This window comes from Pseudomonas graminis (assembly GCF_001705435.1).
Lineage (GTDB): Bacteria > Pseudomonadota > Gammaproteobacteria > Pseudomonadales > Pseudomonadaceae > Aquipseudomonas > Aquipseudomonas graminis_B.
The window spans coordinates 303,176-320,050 of sequence record NZ_MDEN01000068.1; the positions used below are offsets into that span (position 1 = coordinate 303,176).

The 16,875-nt window shown below is 57.4% G+C and carries 10 protein-coding genes and 1 pseudogene; 8 read left to right on the plus strand and 3 right to left on the minus strand.

Annotation, left to right across the window (positions count from 1 at the left end; all coding sequences use genetic code 11):
* The first annotated feature begins 279 nt into the window (after window positions 1–279).
* The 8 genes and pseudogenes from BBI10_RS21425 to BBI10_RS21460 all read left to right on the plus strand — a co-directional run bounded on the left by BBI10_RS21425 (window position 280) and on the right by BBI10_RS21460 (window position 11,955).
* Window positions 280–3,120, plus strand: a complete 2,841-nt coding sequence (locus tag BBI10_RS21425; RefSeq protein WP_065991615.1) for a type VI secretion system tip protein VgrG — start codon at window positions 280–282, stop codon at window positions 3,118–3,120.
* Window positions 3,117–7,808 carry an RHS repeat-associated core domain-containing protein gene (locus tag BBI10_RS21430; RefSeq protein ID WP_065991616.1) on the plus strand — a complete coding sequence of 1,564 codons (4,692 nt, stop codon included), beginning with the start codon at window positions 3,117–3,119 and terminating at the stop codon, window positions 7,806–7,808. The genes BBI10_RS21425 and BBI10_RS21430 overlap by 4 nt, the downstream gene beginning before the upstream one ends.
* Window positions 7,805–8,257, plus strand: coding sequence for a hypothetical protein (locus BBI10_RS21435; protein ID WP_065991617.1), 453 nt, complete (start codon window positions 7,805–7,807; stop codon window positions 8,255–8,257). The genes BBI10_RS21430 and BBI10_RS21435 overlap by 4 nt, the downstream gene beginning before the upstream one ends.
* Window positions 8,258–8,588: 331 nt before the next feature.
* A complete protein-coding gene (locus BBI10_RS21440) occupies window positions 8,589–9,077 on the plus strand; it encodes a hypothetical protein (RefSeq protein WP_065991618.1) in 489 nt (162 codons plus the stop codon).
* A 22-nt stretch (window positions 9,078–9,099) separates the two neighbouring features.
* Window positions 9,100–9,429: pseudogene (locus BBI10_RS28730) on the plus strand (RHS repeat-associated core domain-containing protein); the annotation flags it as partial.
* Between the two features lie 326 nt (window positions 9,430–9,755).
* Window positions 9,756–10,103, plus strand: a complete 348-nt coding sequence (locus BBI10_RS21450) for a hypothetical protein (RefSeq protein ID WP_065991620.1) — start codon at window positions 9,756–9,758, stop codon at window positions 10,101–10,103.
* Window positions 10,104–10,520: 417 nt separating this feature from the next.
* Complete coding sequence (locus BBI10_RS21455; RefSeq protein WP_065991621.1) at window positions 10,521–10,856, plus strand: hypothetical protein; 336 nt, start codon at window positions 10,521–10,523, stop codon at window positions 10,854–10,856.
* 754 nt (window positions 10,857–11,610) lie between these two features.
* Window positions 11,611–11,955 (plus strand): hypothetical protein, encoded by a 345-nt coding sequence (locus BBI10_RS21460; RefSeq protein ID WP_141695234.1) that lies wholly within the window; start codon window positions 11,611–11,613, stop codon window positions 11,953–11,955.
* Window positions 11,956–12,057: 102 nt separating this feature from the next.
* Here BBI10_RS21460 and BBI10_RS21465 read toward each other — a convergent pair whose 3' ends face one another.
* The 3 genes from BBI10_RS21465 to BBI10_RS21475 all read right to left on the minus strand — a co-directional run bounded on the left by BBI10_RS21465 (window position 12,058) and on the right by BBI10_RS21475 (window position 16,873).
* Entirely contained in the window at window positions 12,058–13,188 is a 1,131-nt protein-coding gene (locus BBI10_RS21465) for an SMP-30/gluconolactonase/LRE family protein (RefSeq protein WP_065991623.1), read from the minus strand.
* A gap of 698 nt (window positions 13,189–13,886) precedes the next feature.
* Window positions 13,887–15,113, minus strand: a complete 1,227-nt coding sequence (locus BBI10_RS21470; protein ID WP_065991624.1) for a c-type cytochrome — start codon at window positions 15,111–15,113, stop codon at window positions 13,887–13,889.
* Entirely contained in the window at window positions 15,110–16,873 is a 1,764-nt protein-coding gene (locus BBI10_RS21475) for a GMC family oxidoreductase (RefSeq protein ID WP_065991625.1), read from the minus strand. The genes BBI10_RS21470 and BBI10_RS21475 overlap by 4 nt, the downstream gene beginning before the upstream one ends.
* Between the last annotated feature and the right edge of the window lie 2 nt (window positions 16,874–16,875).

Genomic DNA, 16,875 nt, shown 5'->3' on the forward strand with positions numbered 1-16,875 from the left:
CTTCTTGCGCACATTCCCCGGGACGTTTAACCCGACGTCACCCCAAGCCAGCAAAAATCCCCCGCAAACCCTTGTGGCATAAGGGTGGCGCTCCTTCTGGCACGGCCCTTGATATCTCCGTCGTCCTCTGGTTACGCGAACAACCCTGATTGATCGCGATTCCCAGACCGCGGAGAGCACCGCCGACCCCTGGCGGCTCGCTGTCCTTCCACGCATTCGCAGCCGCTGATCGCCTCCTTTGCATCGACGTCTGCCGCCTCAGCGCACAAGGAACAAGGGATGTTCGCACCGGCCAACCAAGCCCCATTCAGCCTGACCCTCAATGGGCAGGACACGCTGTTTCAAGTGCTGTCTTTCACCGGCCGGGAGCGCCTCAACCAACCGTTCGAATTCGAGCTGGAGCTGGTCAGCGAAAAGGCCGCGCTCGATCTTGAAAGCCTGCTTCACGGGCAGACGTTTCTGCAATTGGCCGACGACGGCACCGGGATTCACGGACTGGCGTACAGCATCGCCCAGGGTGATGCCGGCAAGCGGCTGACCCGCTACCGGATTTCCCTGCGACCACAGTTGGCTTACCTGGCGCACCGGATCAACCAGCGCATTTTCCAGCAGATGACGGTGCAGCAGATCATCAGCCAGGTGCTGGAAGAGCACGGCATTCTCTCCATCGATTACCGGTTTCAGCTCGGTGCGACCTATCCCGAACGCGTCTACTGCGTGCAGTACGACGAGTCTGACCTGCATTTCATCCAGCGCCTGTGCGAAGAGGAAGGGATTCACTTTCATTTTCAGCACAGCGCCAAGGGCCATCTGCTCGTGTTCGGCGATGACCAGACGGTATTCCCGAAACTGGCGCCGGTGCTCTACCAGCAGGACACCGGACTGGTCGCCGACGCCCAGGTGATCAAGCGCTTCGGTCTGCGCATGAACACCCGCACCAGCCGCACTGCGCGGCGTGACTACGACTTCACCAAACCGAAGTTCCAGCTGGAAAGCAGCGCCAAAAGTGCAGCCATCCCGGACCTCGAAGATTACGACTACCCCGGCCGCTTCGCCGATCGCGAACGTGGCCGCCATCTGGCCCATCGCGCCCTGGAGCGCCACCGCAGCGACTATCGGGTGGCTGAGGGCAGCAGCGATCAGCCACGCCTGGTCAGCGGCCATTTTCTTGCCCTGACCGGGCACGCCAATCCGTTGTGGAATGACCTGTGGCTGCTCACCGAGATATTCCACGAGGGCAAACAGCCGCAGGTGCTGGAAGAAGTCATCACCAGCGACGTCACCGACCTGAAAAGTGACTTCCATCAGGGCTACCGCAACCGTTTCAGCGCGACGCCTTGGGACGTGCACTACCGGCCGCCGCTGGAGCACCCGAAACCGAAGGTGCTGGGCACCCAAAGCGCGGTTGTCACCGGCCCCGAAGGCGAAGAGATTTACTGCGATCAGCACGGCCGGGTGAAGGTGCAGTTTTTCTGGGACCGCGAAGGCCAGCACAACGACAAAACCAGCTGCTGGATGCGCGTGGCCTCGAACTGGGCCAGCCAGAACTTCGGCGCGATCAACCTGCCGCGGGTCGGCATGGAAGTCCTGATCACCTTCCTCGAAGGCGACCCCGACCAGCCCCTCATCACCGGCTGTCTGTACCACGGCGCTCACTTGCCGCCGTACAAGCTGCCCGATTTCAAGACCGTGGCCACGGTCAAGAGCAAGGAATACAAGGGCAGCCGCGCCAACGAATTGCGCATCGACGACACCACCAGCGAGATCAGCATTGCCCTGCGCAGCGATCACGGCGCCAGTGCCATCAACCTCGGCTACCTGACCCATCCACGGCCCGCCGGCGGCCAGCCCAGAGGCGAAGGTTTCGAGCTGCGCACCGACCGCCATGGTGCGGTCCGGGCCGCTGCGGGCTTGTTGATCACCACCGAGCCGCGCCCCAACGAATCCAGGCACCACAAGGACTTGCCGGAAACCGCGGAACGCCTGGCCACTGCCGCCGATCAGCAGGACGGCTTCGCGCTGCAGGCCAAGGCGGTGCAGGCCCAGGAACCCGGCGACCAGGATGACGTCGCCAAAGCCCTGCACGCTCAGCATCAAGGCGTGCTTGGCAGCGGCCCGGCGAACACGAGTGCCAACGAGTTTCCGGAGTTCACCGAGCCGCATCTGGTCCTCGCCAGCCCGGCCGGCATCGCCCTGACCACGCCGCGTTCAAGCCACATCGTCACCGGCGAACACCTGGCATTGAGCAGCACGGGGCACACCAGCTTTTCCGTGGGTAAACGCCTGCTGGCCAGCGCCAGCCAGGGCATGCGCCTGTTCGTGCAAAGCCTCGGCTGGCGTCTGGTGGCCGCCTCCGGTGACATCGACGTGCGCGCCCTGAAGGACAGCATCAACCTGCTCGCCAAACTCAACATCACCGCCAACGCCGAGCGCATCACCCTCACCGCCAAAACCGAGCTGGTGATTCAGGGCGGCGGCAGCGCCACCACCTACAATGCCGCCGGCATCACCCACGTCACCACCGGCCCGTATACCGCCCACGCCGCCCACTTTGCCTACACCTCGGCGAAAAACCTCGCTGGCGTGTTCCCCGAGCCACCGAAGCCGGGCGAGGGCGACCTTCAGTTGTTCAACCAGTACGCGGGTCAGCAAGGCATTCAGGGTGGCGGCTTCGAGGTGATCGATGCTCTGGGCCAGCGGCTCAAAGGCTCGCTTGATGCCAAGGGTTTCGCGGCGGTTCCCGGCGCTGCACCCGGGCCTGGAAGGGTGGCCTTCGGCAAGGACCCGGCCGACACCTGGGCAGACGGCAGTTTTATCGGCACGCCCGAATGGCCGGTCATGCCGCCGAGTGCGGGCGAGGCTCCGGCGCCGTTAGACGCGGCGGTTGGTGAAGGGCTGCCGACCAAGAACTGGGATGTTGCGCACGTCATGACGGCTGCAGTTGACGCCGGGGCGGCGGGATTGGGCTTGCCGCCGCTTGCGACCGCGGCTCTGCCGATCGCTTCAGGCCTTCTGAGCGGGGTGATCAAAAGCGGGAAGCTTCCGAGCCTGCCAGTGCCGACGGTGGATGAGGACTTGCTTGAAGTGTCGGGCCTGCTGGCCGGCGAGAAGTTGTCATGAGTACGGGCATTGGGGAGCGCGATGCTCAGGTGGCGATCGTTCCGCTTGATCTGATTCAGCTTGAGGACGTTGGGGCTGGCGCGGCCAATGTCTATGCCTGGCTGCAGGAGATCAGCGGCGGGGTGGTTTCGCTTGAGAGGATCAAGAGCGCTGCGGGCTTTCTGCCTGTGGTGGGCAACATCATGGCGCTGGTTGATGCGCTGAATGACATCGTTCGGCTGGCGACGAGCGAGAAGCGTGATCCGCTGGATTGGGTGAGTCTGGGCATCAATCTGATTGGCGTCTTGCCGACGCCGCCGACCATGGCGGCAGCGCGGATGAGCCTGCGACCGACGCTGTTTCTGGTGCGTCAGGAGATGCGTCAGGCGGGCAAGTTGATGCTTGGGGATTCGCTGATTGAGGTGCTGATTGGGCACCTCAACGCCGACATCGTTGGGACGCTTGATGATTTTGTGACCCAGGCGCAGGCCAAACTTGCTGGCATTCTCGATGACGCGGGGAAGCTGGGCGAAGGGGTGCTTTTTGAGATCGCTTCTGGTCTTGAAAAGTTGGTTAACCCGGGGCTAAACGCCAAGGCCGATTTGCTTGAGGCGGAGCAGTTAGTTCAGGCCGCTGGGGATCTCTGGGCCTACGATCCTCAGGCGGCGATTGGCAATATTTTTGCGGCGGCTGCGGAGGTTTGCGTTGCTGCGGGCAAGGGTGCTGTCAACGGCGCCGTTGAACATCTGTTGCCTGAAGCCGTTAAAAAAGAGGTGGTCAGACAGGCCAAATTGTTGCGCGCCATGGCGCCGGAGCTTCGGACCCAGATTACTGGTCTGGCTGATCCTGGAGTTCAGAATTCCATTGGTTCGTTGCTGCTGACGCTGGGTGATGCGGTCGTCAGTTGGCGGTCGCGCAATGGGCATGGCCAGGCCTTTAACATCAAGCCGGGGGTGGTTAATCAGGCCAAGCGCCGGGCCGGCGAAGGCAAACTTGAGAAGGTTCAGCGGGAGACGCCTGCCAAGGGGCGGCCTAACGAGCTGAAGAATTGTGCCTGTGCGGCGACCATCAAGAGCATCAGCTTTTCGATGGGCTCAGAGTCGGTCAGTCATACCGATTTCAGTCTGCCGGGGCCGTTTCCGATTGAGTGGACGCGCACCTACTGCTCGAGTCTGGATGCCTACGATCAGGACGTTATTGGTGCGCGGTGGATTACGCCGTTTACCACGCGCTTTGATTGTGTGGATGAGGGCTTGGTGTTTCATGATGCCGATGGCCGCAGCCATGAATTCCCTCTGCCCAAGGTCAAGCTGTTCCACTTCAACGCCATTGAAAACCTGACCGTTATTCGCCTCAGCAAAGATCGGCTAGTGCTGATGCGCGGCCTGGAGCACAGGGAAACCTACATCAGGCGGGGTCTGCGTTTTGTTTTGATCAACAAGGTGCTGCCCAATGGTGCCGGGGTTATGCTGCATCACGAGCATCGGCATGATGGGCATTCGGTGCTCTCTGAATTGGTGACTTATCGGGAAAAGGACGCCCGTAAAGTCCACTTGCGAATCGGCACGTTGATTGATGATCAGGGACGGTTGACGGGGCTTTGGGAAGTTCGTAACGGCGACGTCAAACGGCAACTGTGCGCTTATCAGTACGATGATTTTGGTGACCTTGTTCTGGCCCAGGATGAGAATGGCGCTGCTTGGCGCTACGAGTATCAGAACCACCTAGTTACCCGCTACACCGACCGCACCAATCGTGGTTTGAATTTGCAGTGGCAGGGATCTGGCCCCGATGCCAAGGCTGTTCGCGAGTGGGCTGACGACGGCAGTTTTGATACTCGGCTGGCGTGGGATGAAAACATCCGTCTGACCTACGTCACGGATGCTTTGGGCCACGAAACCCGGCATTACTACGACAGCCTTGGTTATACCTATCGCATTTGCCATGCCGATGGTCGCTCGGAGTGGTTCTTCCGCGACGCCGCCAAGAACATCATCCGCCACGTCCACACCGATGGCAGCACCGACCGGTATCGCTACGACAAGCTAAGCAATCTGACCGAACACACCCGCGCTGATCACAGCGTGATGAATTACGCGAACGACGATAAGAGCCACCTGATCAAGATCAGCGATGGCGAGGGTGGCTTGTGGAAACGGGACTATGACCTTCGCGGAAACTTGGTTGAGGCGATCGATCCGCTAGAGAACGTTACCGAATACGCCTACAACGGCTTCGGTCTTCCTACCGCGATCAAGGACGCTAACGGCAATACAAAAGCGTTGGCCTACAACGACGCCGGACAACTGGTTGAGTACACCGACTGCTCGGGCAAGGTCAGTGTTTGGGAGTACGACGAACGCGGCCAAATGATCCGCTTTACCGATCCGGCCGGGCACAGCACGACCTACGAGTACAAGTTAGGTCAGTTAGTGCTGATCAAGCATCCGGACAAAACCGAAGAACGTTTTAGCCGCGATGCCGAAGGTCGTTTGCTGGCTCATTCTGATGGTCTCGAACGCTGCACCACCTGGCGCTATAACGCTGCGGGATTCATCGCCGAACGCGTTGATGCCGCCGAACAAACCTTGCGTTACCGCTGGGACAAGCTTGGCCGGCTGGTGGCGCTGGAAAACGAAAACGAGCGCCGCGCGCACTTTTATTACGACCCTGTGGGCAGGCTGTTGGAAGAGAGCGGTTTCGACGGTCGCTCGACTCGCTATCAGTACGATCCCGAAACCGGGCGTCTTGCCGAGACTATCAACGGCCAACGCACCATTGCTTTGACCTTCGACCCGATGGGCCGCCTGACCGAGCGCCGGGCAATCCTGGGCGCAACATCCCAGAGCGAAACCTTCGCCTACGACGGCAATGGCCATCTGGTCATGGCGACCAACGCCGTCAGCAAGCTGCAATGGTTTCACGACCCGGCCGGCAACCTGCTGCGCGAACATCAGCACTACACCAGCCTGATAGAGCCGCTGGTTGCGGTCTGGCAGCACGAGTACGACGCACTGAACAACCGCGTCGCGACCGTTCGCCCGGACGGCCATCGCGTCAGCTGGCTGACCTACGGCAGCGGTCATTTGCTGGGGTTGAAACTTGATGAGCACGAACTGCTCAGTTACGAACGCGATGACCTCCATCGCGAAGTCACCCGCCATCAGGGCAACCAACTCCTGCAAACCCAAAGCTGGGACCCGGCGGGACGCCTCCAAGAACAACTGCTAGGACGTCCCGACGACAAAGCCACACTCATTAAACGCGCGTACACCTACGATGCCGCCGGCCAACTTACCGACATCAACGACAGCCGCCGTGGGGAGTTGAGCTACCGATACGATCCCGTCAGCCGACTAATCAATGCCACCAGCCGCCTGGGCGTGGAAACCTTCGCTTTCGACCCGGCCAGCAACCTGCTAAATGACAGCGCAGCGCCCGTCCGCCGCCCGTTAGATCCGGAGCCTGTCCGCCACAAACTGATCGACAACCTGCTACGCGACTACGCCGGCAACCACTACGAATACGACGAACGCGGTAACCAGACTGAGCGCTGGACCAACGGCCTGCGCAGCGAACTGCACTGGGACCTCTTCGATCGTCTGGTGCACTTCTGCGATCCGCGCCTCACCGTCGACTTCGGCTATGACCCCCTTGGACGGCGCCTCTACAAACTCTCAAAAGCCCACTACCGACCGCGCCCGGAAGCCGGAACCGGCTGGAACGAAAACGAACACGCCCGCAAAGAGCGCGAACTGGGCTGCGGCTTCACGCTGTACGGCTGGGATGGCGACAATCTGGCATGGGAGAGCAGCCCTCCGCCGTACGCCGGCGCACTCGGCCGCACGGTTCATTACATCCACGAACCCGGCACCTTCGTTCCCGTGGCCCAGGCCATGCGCCACGAAACCATCCGCCTGGTAAGCCAACCGACCTATCAGGGCCGCTACAACTTCAAAGAAGACCCGCTCTGGAACTACAAACCCGTCGCGCTACCAATTCATGCGTTGGCCTGGTACCAATGCGACCACCTAGGTACTCCGCAAGAAATCACCGACCAAAACGGCAACACCGCCTGGAGCGCGCAATACAAAGCGTGGGGCGAAGCAACCGAACAGCGCTCTGAATTCGCCCAACAAATCAACCTGACCAACCCGATCCGCTTCCAGGGCCAATACCACGACCACGAAACCGGCCTGCACTACAACCGGCATCGGTACTATGATCCAAGGGTCGGGCGGTTTATCAGCAAGGACCCGATTGGCTACAGTGGTGGATTAAACCTCTTCCAATACGCCCCCAACCCGACTGGTTGGATCGATCCGCTGGGACTTGCCCGTCTAAAGGGGATTACACCCAATAATCAGGGCGCCCGTACAACAGGCGAAGATGTAACCCCCCCATCGCCCCAAGTAGGTTACAGCTCCGCAGCCGGCGGGGGCGGCGCACATCATCCTGTGATCAGTGAGCTTTACAATTCCATTCCTAGGGACAAGCGTACCGTCGCCTATCACGCCCAATGCGGAGAGGCAGACCTTCTCAGCCTTATTGCGAAGCAGCATAATGTTCAGTCCGTACCTCAGCTGAGAAAACTCGTTAAAGGCGCCACCTTTACCACTCAAAGGAATGATGGAAAGCCGTTACCTTTCTGCCCTTCCTGTTCTCGAGTAATGAAAGCCCTCGGCATCAAGGATGGAACCTTAATATGATTAACGAGATAGAAACCTTAGAGATAGAAGCCCTCGAACAACGTTTCCTTGAAGATGGCTTATCGTTCGACACAGTTAGACGTCGCTTTGGAAGATTTATGCTTGAGCTTTTCCGTAGCGGAACGCTGCGCAAGATTTATGGAGATCGGACGCCAAATCTAGTTCCCCACCTAAAAAAAGCAGTCGCTTGTAGAAAAATAGATCGGCGTGAGCCGGCCATAAAAGAACTAATGAATGAATTATGGGATTTAGAAGATTTGCGTTGCGGCCCGGATGCCGATCTCTCGAATCTAGCTCGGTGTGTGCTTGTATGCTACGGGACTCAAGAAGAGTGGGCGGAGGGTGATTCTTATAAGCCGACGGCAGTCTATCTTTACTTGGTCTATTTGAAAAAGGTGATTCCTGGAGTTCGCCCGGCTCTGATTGAGTTTTTCCAGCAAACGCAGTGAACCATAGTTTCCAGCTAATGAGACGGGCCCCTTGAATCCAGTTCGGTTATAGCGAAGGCGCCTTGGGTAACGGCGCTGCGCACCCAGTGGTAAGACAGCTATAAGACGACGTTCCGCCAGACGATCGATCCAAATTTCACGGGGGTTGCGGTGAAGCAGATGCACTTAGTCAGATCGCGACCCAGCACAATGTCCGGTGTGCGACTGATTTACGAGCCCTTGTGCAAGGAGGAACCTCAACGACACTTAGAAACGACGGAAAGCCGCTCGTTTTTTGCGACTCGTGTGTTCCTGTAATGAAAAGTCTCGGTGTACAGGATGGAGCTTTGAAATGACCGATGATCAAGTACTAAAAGCAATAAGGGTCATTAACGAGCGCTTGGAAGAGCAAAAAAATTCCTATGACGAAGTTAGGCGCTGCTATGCAAGTTTTCTGATTAAGCTGATTGGCTCTCAAATGGTCCAAGCTCTCCCATCCGACGGGCTTGAGACCATAGTTCGGTATTTACAGCACTTCGCAGATACCGAGTTAATTGATCATGATGATGGGCATGTCCAGGAAATGGTTCATAAGCTCTGGACGATCGAGAAACACTATAGGGAGTTATGCGTGACAACATCAGGCCTCGCTCGCTTTGCGATTCACTGTGCAGCAAGTGAAGCAGAGTGGCTCGAGATGGACTTAGGGGCGCCAACACCTATCTGGACGTGCTTCATTACCTTGAAAAAAGTTGCCCCTGATATAGGTGAAGAGTTCGTTGCGTTCTTTCATATTTTATTGCTTACCCAAGATGGCAGAAGGCGATACGTCAAAGGCTAAAGGGGACGGACCCCTTTGACTTTTGGCCTGGTACCAGTGCGACCACCTCGGCACCCCGCAGGAAATCACCGACCAAAACGGCAACACCGCCTGGAGCGCCCAGTACGAGGCGTGGGGAAAAGCAACCGAACAGCGCTCTGAATTCGCCCAACAAGTCGGCCTGACCAGCCCCATCCGGTTCCAGGGCCAATACCACGACCACGAAACCGGCCTGCACTACAACCGGCATCGGTACTATGATCCAAGCGTCGGGCGATTCATTAGCAAGGATCCGCCTGGCTACAGCGGCGGCCTAAATCTTTACCACTATGTGCCGAATCCAACCGGTTGGATCGACCCACTTGGCCTTTCAGCATCCTCAGATCTGCCTCGCATGAAAGGTTGGAGCACTTTCCGTGCTGGAGTAGGCTTGGATGACGCAGATTTCTTAAAAACAACGGATAACGGAGTCAATGAAATGTGGAAGCATTCGGATGGCTCCATAGTAAAAGTACATAAGTATGGAAACCAAAAGAATTGCGGTTACAAGTCCGGAAACAACGCGCATATTCATAAAGTAGATCCTTCAGGAAATGCTCTAGATGATCATGGTGTCGTCACTACAGATCCAAATAAAAGTCATATTGGCATCCGTAACCCCATGGATTTACCCACAGTTCGAGGGAGGCCGCACGGCTCATGAGTCACGAATATAGATTGGTTTTTCCTAATGTTCTTACCGCCCGCTGCCTCATGAGCGCTCTGAGGGTGAGTGAGTATTGCGTCCGAGCAGATCAAGAATTTGTTTACTTGAAAGATTGCGTCTCCAAGACCGAGGCGAATTACGATGCACGCTTGAGCTATGATGACCAAAATTCACTGTGGCTTGAGGTTAATTTCAAATCGTTGGCGTTATATGATCTGGTGCGCACTGCACTCGACAACGAGCCATACAGGTGCCTGAGTGATGGAGAAATTAACGAAGAAGTGGCGCTAAGCGAGGCATTCCAGCTTAGAAATCTTCATATCCCAGGTCAGGAGATTTAGATCCCAAAGAAGTTTAAGAGTTGAAGGGGGCGGATCCCTCTAACTCTCTGAATTCGCCAAAGAAGTCGGCCTGACCAATTCGATCCGATTCCAGCGGGTTCGAGTGAAGGGTTAAAGAGGACGGACCCCTTTAACTACCACTGATTTACGAGACCTTGTGCAAGGAGTTAAAAGGCGTGCGCCAACTAACGGCCAAGTAGCGCTGAATAACTCAGTACAAGTTAAAGAAACATCCCAGAAACGAGTCGGGGTAGATGTAGAGAATAAGGAGTTCGTCGTACTGGATAGGATCGAAACTTACCCAAATGGAGACGAAGAATTTCATGGGCATGTACGTTGCTGGTGCGATTTGCACAACGAACAACAATCGGCATTCAGAAAAGCTGGCATGGTAACAGGCAAAGGGAAGATCAAAAAATGAGCGCTACCACCTCCCCTTATAGCCAAGAGGAGATCGATGTTATGTTGCGGTCGGACGATGCGGCGGTAACTACGGATGCACTTATGTATTTGTGTTTTAACATTGATGATCCGCAATGGATTCAGCTTAAGTGCATAGAAGCAATAAAGAATCATCGCGACGAGGGCGTCAGAGGACTGGCACTGACATGCATAGGTCATGTTGCCCGCATGCACAAAGTCATCGACAAATCTTTAGTCATGCCGGTGCTACTTGAAAAGCTTAATCACACGACCTTGGCTGGTAGAGCTCAGGATGCTCTTGACGACATTGAAATATTTATCAACCGATGACTATGTCTAAAGTGAGAGGGGGCGACCCCATTTAGTTGAGGGAGACGGACCCCTTGAACTAGTACCATATTGGTATTCGGAACCCTAAAGATTTACCTATTGTTCGGGGGAGATCACACGGATTATGAGCTATGAATTCAGATTAGTATTCGAGGACTCGCTTTCAGCTCGCCATGTCCTTGACTCGGTGAAAACCAGTACGGCATATATTGGTGCGACTGGCGAATGTATTTACTTAAAAGAACTGAGTGTGAAAAGTGAAGCAGCTTATGATGTGAGACTGACGCTAGAGGACGCTAACTCACTCTGGCTCGAAGTAGGCTTTCGTTCCCCGAATTTATACGAGTTGCTGAGGGCTGCAATTGGCACCAAACAATACAGATGCTTAGAAGGTGGGGCGCAAGATGATGAAGTTCCAATACACGAGGCCTTTCGTCTTAGGCATCCTCCAGCAGTACAGAGGAGTTGAAGGGCACGGACCCCTTGAGTTCTCACTTTAACTCTCAGAAAAACCGCACTTGCAAGATGGGCAGGTGAAAGTTGATAACTTGGAAGTCCGAAGATGAGCCATAAGGTCGGGCTCAGTGTCCAAATGAAAAAGGGAAAGCTTTCTATGTTGAAGGATGCTGCCAATGAATATTGATCCTTATAAAAGAGAATTGCTGTACAGGAAGGCTCATGGCAACAGTCTGCGTGAAAGCTATAAAAAAAGCTTAAATCTTTTCTCGGTATCGACCCGGAAGAAAGACATTTTTTGAGCTTGACTGAAACAGATAATATAAATAATAAGTTGGTAAAAAATGAAGAAATATCTTTGGAAAATGCTGAATTTTCCGTTCTGGATGAATGTCTGAAGCAGTTCTTATCGAAAGCAGTCGGTGACGATTATTATCTGCTGATTGACGAGGATTGGCGATATTGCGGTGCATATACTGGTCGTGGTCTTATTTTAAATATGGAATTCGAATTTAATAAATGTCAAAGTGATGAAGTCAGACTAATAAGTGCTGACCTTAGTGCGGAAATTACTATCGACTACATTGAAAGTTACAATGAAAAACTTTTTGAGTTTCGTCTCAGAAAATACGAACTGACTTAAATAAAAGGATTAAAGGGGATAACCCCCTTCAACCTCGCCGCGCAGCATTCGGAACGCAAATGTCGACGGCCGCTTGGCCGTCGTCACAACACGTGAATACCTCTACACCGCAAACCCAGTCCCGCGCGTATTCACAAACAGCGAATAAATCGAGTGACTGCTCGCCATAAACAACCGATTCCCTTCACGTCCGCCGAAGCAAAGATTGGGGCAGCGCTCAGGCAACGAGATGTGCCCAATAGCCTTGCCCTGGGGATTGAATACCCGCACGCCGTCGAGTTTTTCCAGGTCGGCCTTCGGGTCGCCATTCCCACCCCAGCCGCACCACAGGTTTCCCGCTTCGTCGCACTTGATACCGTCGATGGCGGCGTAGTCCAGGCCTTCGATGTGTTTGCGGCGTTCGCCCAGTGTGCCGTCGTCTTTGATCGCGATGGCCCAAATCAGGCGGTTGGGTTTGGCGCGGCCTTCGACGACGTACAGGGTCTTTTCGTCAGGGGAGAAGCACAGGCCGTTGGGACCGGCGAGGTCGTCGATCACTCGTGTGACTTTCTTGCTCTCACCGTCGATGCGGTAGACGGCGTGGGGCTGGGTCGGGGTGATTTTGTGGCCTTCGTAGTTGTTGCTGGTCTGGAAGGGCGGGTCGCTGAACCAGATCGAGCCGTCGCTTTTGCAGGCGATGTCGTTGGGGGAGTTGAAAGGTTTGCCGTCGAAGCTGTCGGCCAGCACGGTGATCGTGCCGTTGTATTCTGTGCGGGTGATGCGCCGACCTTCGCTGGTGGTGGTGGAACCTTCGCAGACGATGAGACGGCCCTGGCGATCGCGGCACATGCCGTTGGAGAAGTTGGAATGCTCGCGGTACACCGTGAAGGTGTCGGTAATTTCATCCCAGCGCATGATGCGGTTGTTGGGGATGTCGCTGACCAGCAAGTAACGCCCATCGCCGACCCATACCGGCCCTTCGGCCCAACGCATGCCGGTGGCGAGTTTCTCCACGCTGGCGTTGAAGACGCGCAGATCGAGAAAGCTGTCGTCGAGAATGTGAATGAGCGGGTCCGGGTAACGCTGGCTCAGGGGTTCCGCAGCCGACGCGAGGCGAGGAAGCGCGGCGCTGCCGACGGCGGCAAACGTGGCGGACACGGCGAGGGACTTTTTCAGGAAGCTGCGGCGGGTGTTGCCGCTTGACGGTTCTAGGGTTTCAGTGTGCTCGGGCGAGGCGGACAGGGTTGAGTCCATGTAGCGATCTCCGTTCTATTATTTTTTTACGGGTCGCTAGTAATACCTCGTGATAAGACATCGTACAAGTGAATGATGGGAGGGGTATTCAGCTCGCCATCAAAAAAATCGGTGCCCAGACTGGCCTCTTCCCGGCTAAAGCCGGTCCCACTAAAAGCAACGTATGCAGTCAGTGGGACCAGCTTTAGCCGGGAATGGACGCGGAGAGTCAAGGGCTGCATTCCCACGCGGAGCGGGGGAACGATCTAAGCGTTGAGCCGCAAGAGTGATGGCGCCCAAACCGGCCTCTTCCCGGCTAAAGCCAGTCCTACAAAAGCAGCGCGTGCATTCAGTGAGAATGGCAGCAACCTCGACCGTGGAATTGGGTTCAGCCGGGAAGCAGCGGAGCTGCACTTGATCTGCTTTTGATCTTCGTACCCAAAAAGTCCAGACGACACCTATCGCGACTTGGGTGCAGGCTGAACGGAGGTCTCGCTCCGTGGGCCGAGCGGCATGGATGCCGCGAGAGCCGCCCCCCGCCATGGATGGCGGATGGCGGCGGGCCCACGGAGCGAGACCGGAGTGAGGGAACCCGACGAAGTCGGGCCAAACCAGGAGCAGGCACCCTTGGTTACTTGGGGTGCTTTTCCAAGTAACTCGCCGAAGGCGAAACGTCTGCCCTTAGGCAGACGCTCTTGATCTTGCCGTCAAACGTAAACCTACTTCGCCCTCAACCCCTCACGCACATCCTTCACCTCTGCAGCCGAGACCGACGGCGCCGCACTGCCCCACGTATTACGCACATACGTCAGCACATCCGCGACATTCTCATCCGACAGATTCCAGCCAAACGCCGGCATCGCCGGAGCCGTCGGCGCAGCATCGGTCGCGCCCGCACGACTGCCCGCCAGCACCACACGAATCAACGACGACGGATCGTCGCTGTTCACCAACGGCGCCATCGCCAGTTTCGGGAACAGATTGGCCGCGCCTTCACCCGTCGGCGTATGACACGCCGAACAGCGATCCGCATAAATCGCCTTGCCCGTTACCATCGCCGCATCGCTTGCCGAAACCGGCGTGGCGGCCTCGACCGGCTTGGCGCCATCCTTCAAATACACCGCCACCGCCAGCAAATCCTCATCCTTCCAGTGTTGCGAAGAATGCTCGACTTCCTCGGCCATCGGCCCGGACGCAATGTCGAAACGGTTCGCACCGGTCTTCAGGTACTTGACGATGTCCGCCTCGCTCCACGCACCAATGCCATCGTGGCCAGTGGAGGTGATGTTCGGCGCGACCCAGTTCTGCAGATTGGCGCCGGTGAGGAACTGATCGTTCTTGTCACCGCCAATCAGGTTCTTTGGCGTATGGCACGTGCCGCAGTGCCCAAGGCCTTCCACCAGATACGCGCCGCGGTTCCACTGCTCGGACTTCTGCGGATCGGCCTTGAATTCGCCTTCCTTGAAGTTGATCAGGTTCCAGCCGATCAGGCTGGTGCGCACGTTGAAAGGGAAGGGCAACTGGTTGGTTTCCACCTTGTTTTCCACCGGATCCACCGTCTTCAGGTACGCGAAGATCGCCAGGTTGTCCTCACGCAGCACCTTGGTGTACGCGGTGAACGGCATGGCGCCGTACAAGCGCTTGCCGTCCAGCCCGTGGCCCTTGGACATGGCGTTCTGGAAATCCTCGAAACTCCAGCGGCCGATGCCGGTGGCCGGGTCCGGGGTGATGTTGGCGCCGGCCAGCTTGCCAAACGGCGTATCAAGGATCACGCCACCGGAAAACAGCGGCTTGCCCGGGATGGTGTGGCACGCCGTGCAGTCGCCCAGAGTGGTCAGGTAGCGGCCCTTTTCCACGATGTTGTAGGAATCGGCGCCGGTTGCGGCATGGGCCAGGGAAACAGACAGGCCGATAACGCCTGCGCAGACCGTCAGAAGAGTTTTCATACGCTGATCATCTCCCCTGGACGCTTGAGGTAGCGGGTGCGGATGGCATCCGCCGCTTTGAAAGCCAGCGCCGCGACGGTGCCGGTCGGGTTGTAGCCCGGGTTCTGCGGGAAAGCGGAGGAGCCGACCACGAAAAGGTTCGGCACGCCCCACACTTGCAGGTGTTTGTTCACCGAGCTGTTCTTCGGATCGGCGCCCATGATGAAACCGCCAACGATGTGCGACGACTGATACGGCGCGCTGTTCCAGTGCCCTTGCTGGGAGCTGGGCACCATCTGCCGCGGGTTCATGCTCTTGGCGATCTCGCCGACCTTGCCGGTGACGTAGGCGGCCATCTTGCGATCGTTCTCCGGGAAGTCGAAGGTGATGCGCAGCAGCGGGCGACCCAGCGGATCTTTGTAGGTCGGGTCCAGCGACAGGTAGTTGGTCCGTGTCGCGTAGCTGCTCGCTTCACAGCCGATGGACATGGTCGCGGCGTAGTTCTTCACCGTGGCTTTCTTCCATTCCGAACCCCAGGCCGGGGTGCCGGGCGGGAGAGGGCGCGAGTCGATCGGCGCGGCGCCGATCGGGGTCACGCGGGTGCTGCCGCCGCCAACGAAGCCCAGACCCGAGTGGTCGAAGTTGTCGTTGTTGAATTCGTCGATGCCCATGCCGATGGCGCCGCCACCGATAAACGGGTTGAAGTTCTTGTCATCGAAGAACATGCGCACGCTGTTGGCGGTCTGGTAAGCGTAGTTGCGGCCCGTGGTGCCGGTGTTGGTCACCGGGTCGTAGGGCTGGCCGACGCCGGAGAGCAGCATCAGGCGCACGTTTTCGAAGATGAAGGCGCTGATCACCACCAGTTCGGCAGGCTGCTCCCACTCTTCGCCGTTGGCATCCATGTAGACGATGCCGGTGGCGCGTTTGCCGCTGCTGTCCATGGTCACGCGCAGCACTTCACAGTTGGTCATCGCGGTGAAGTTCGGCTTGCGCACCAGGACCGGCAGTACGGTAGTGATGGCGCTGGCCTTGGAGTAGTTGGCGCAGCCGTAGTTGGTGCAGAAACCGCAGAAGGTGCAGGCACCCATCGCCACGCCGAGGGAGTTCACATAGGGCCGTGATTGCAAGGCGGACGGCACTGGAAAGGGCTTGTAGCCGAGGTTTCTCGCGGCTTCGGCGAACAGCGTCGGCGCGTAGGTCTGTGCCGTCGGCGGGTTCGGGTATTCCTCGGAGCGCGGCCCTTCGAAAGTATTGCCGCCTTCCTGGATCACGCCTTTGATGTTGCCGGCCTTGCCCGAGATGCCCGCCAGGCGATCGAACTTAGCGTAGAACGGCTCCATTTCGTCCCAGTCAGTGCCCCAATCCTGCAGGGTCAGTTCGGGCGACAGCTCTTTCCCGTACCGCTCGCTCAGGTGGCTGTGCAGCCGGAATTCGTGGGGCTGGAAACGAAAGCTGATGCCGGCCCAGTGATTGCCGGCGCCGCCGGTGCCGTTGCCCGGGTGAAACGAGCCCCAGCTGCGCATGGGTAGCGCTGTCTCGGTCACGCTGTTACGAATGGTCGTGGTGTTTTGCCGGGTCCTCACCATCAGGTCCTGGCGGCGGTTGTAGCGCAGTTCATCCGCCGCCGAGGCAACGTTGAAGTCCGCCGCGGTATCGCGCCATGGGCCGCGTTCGAAGCCGATGATCTTCAGGTTTTCATCGGCCAGTTCATTGGCGATGATGGATCCGGCCCAGCCGAGCCCGACTACCACGACGTCCGTGGAAGGTAGTTTTTTGGCCATGT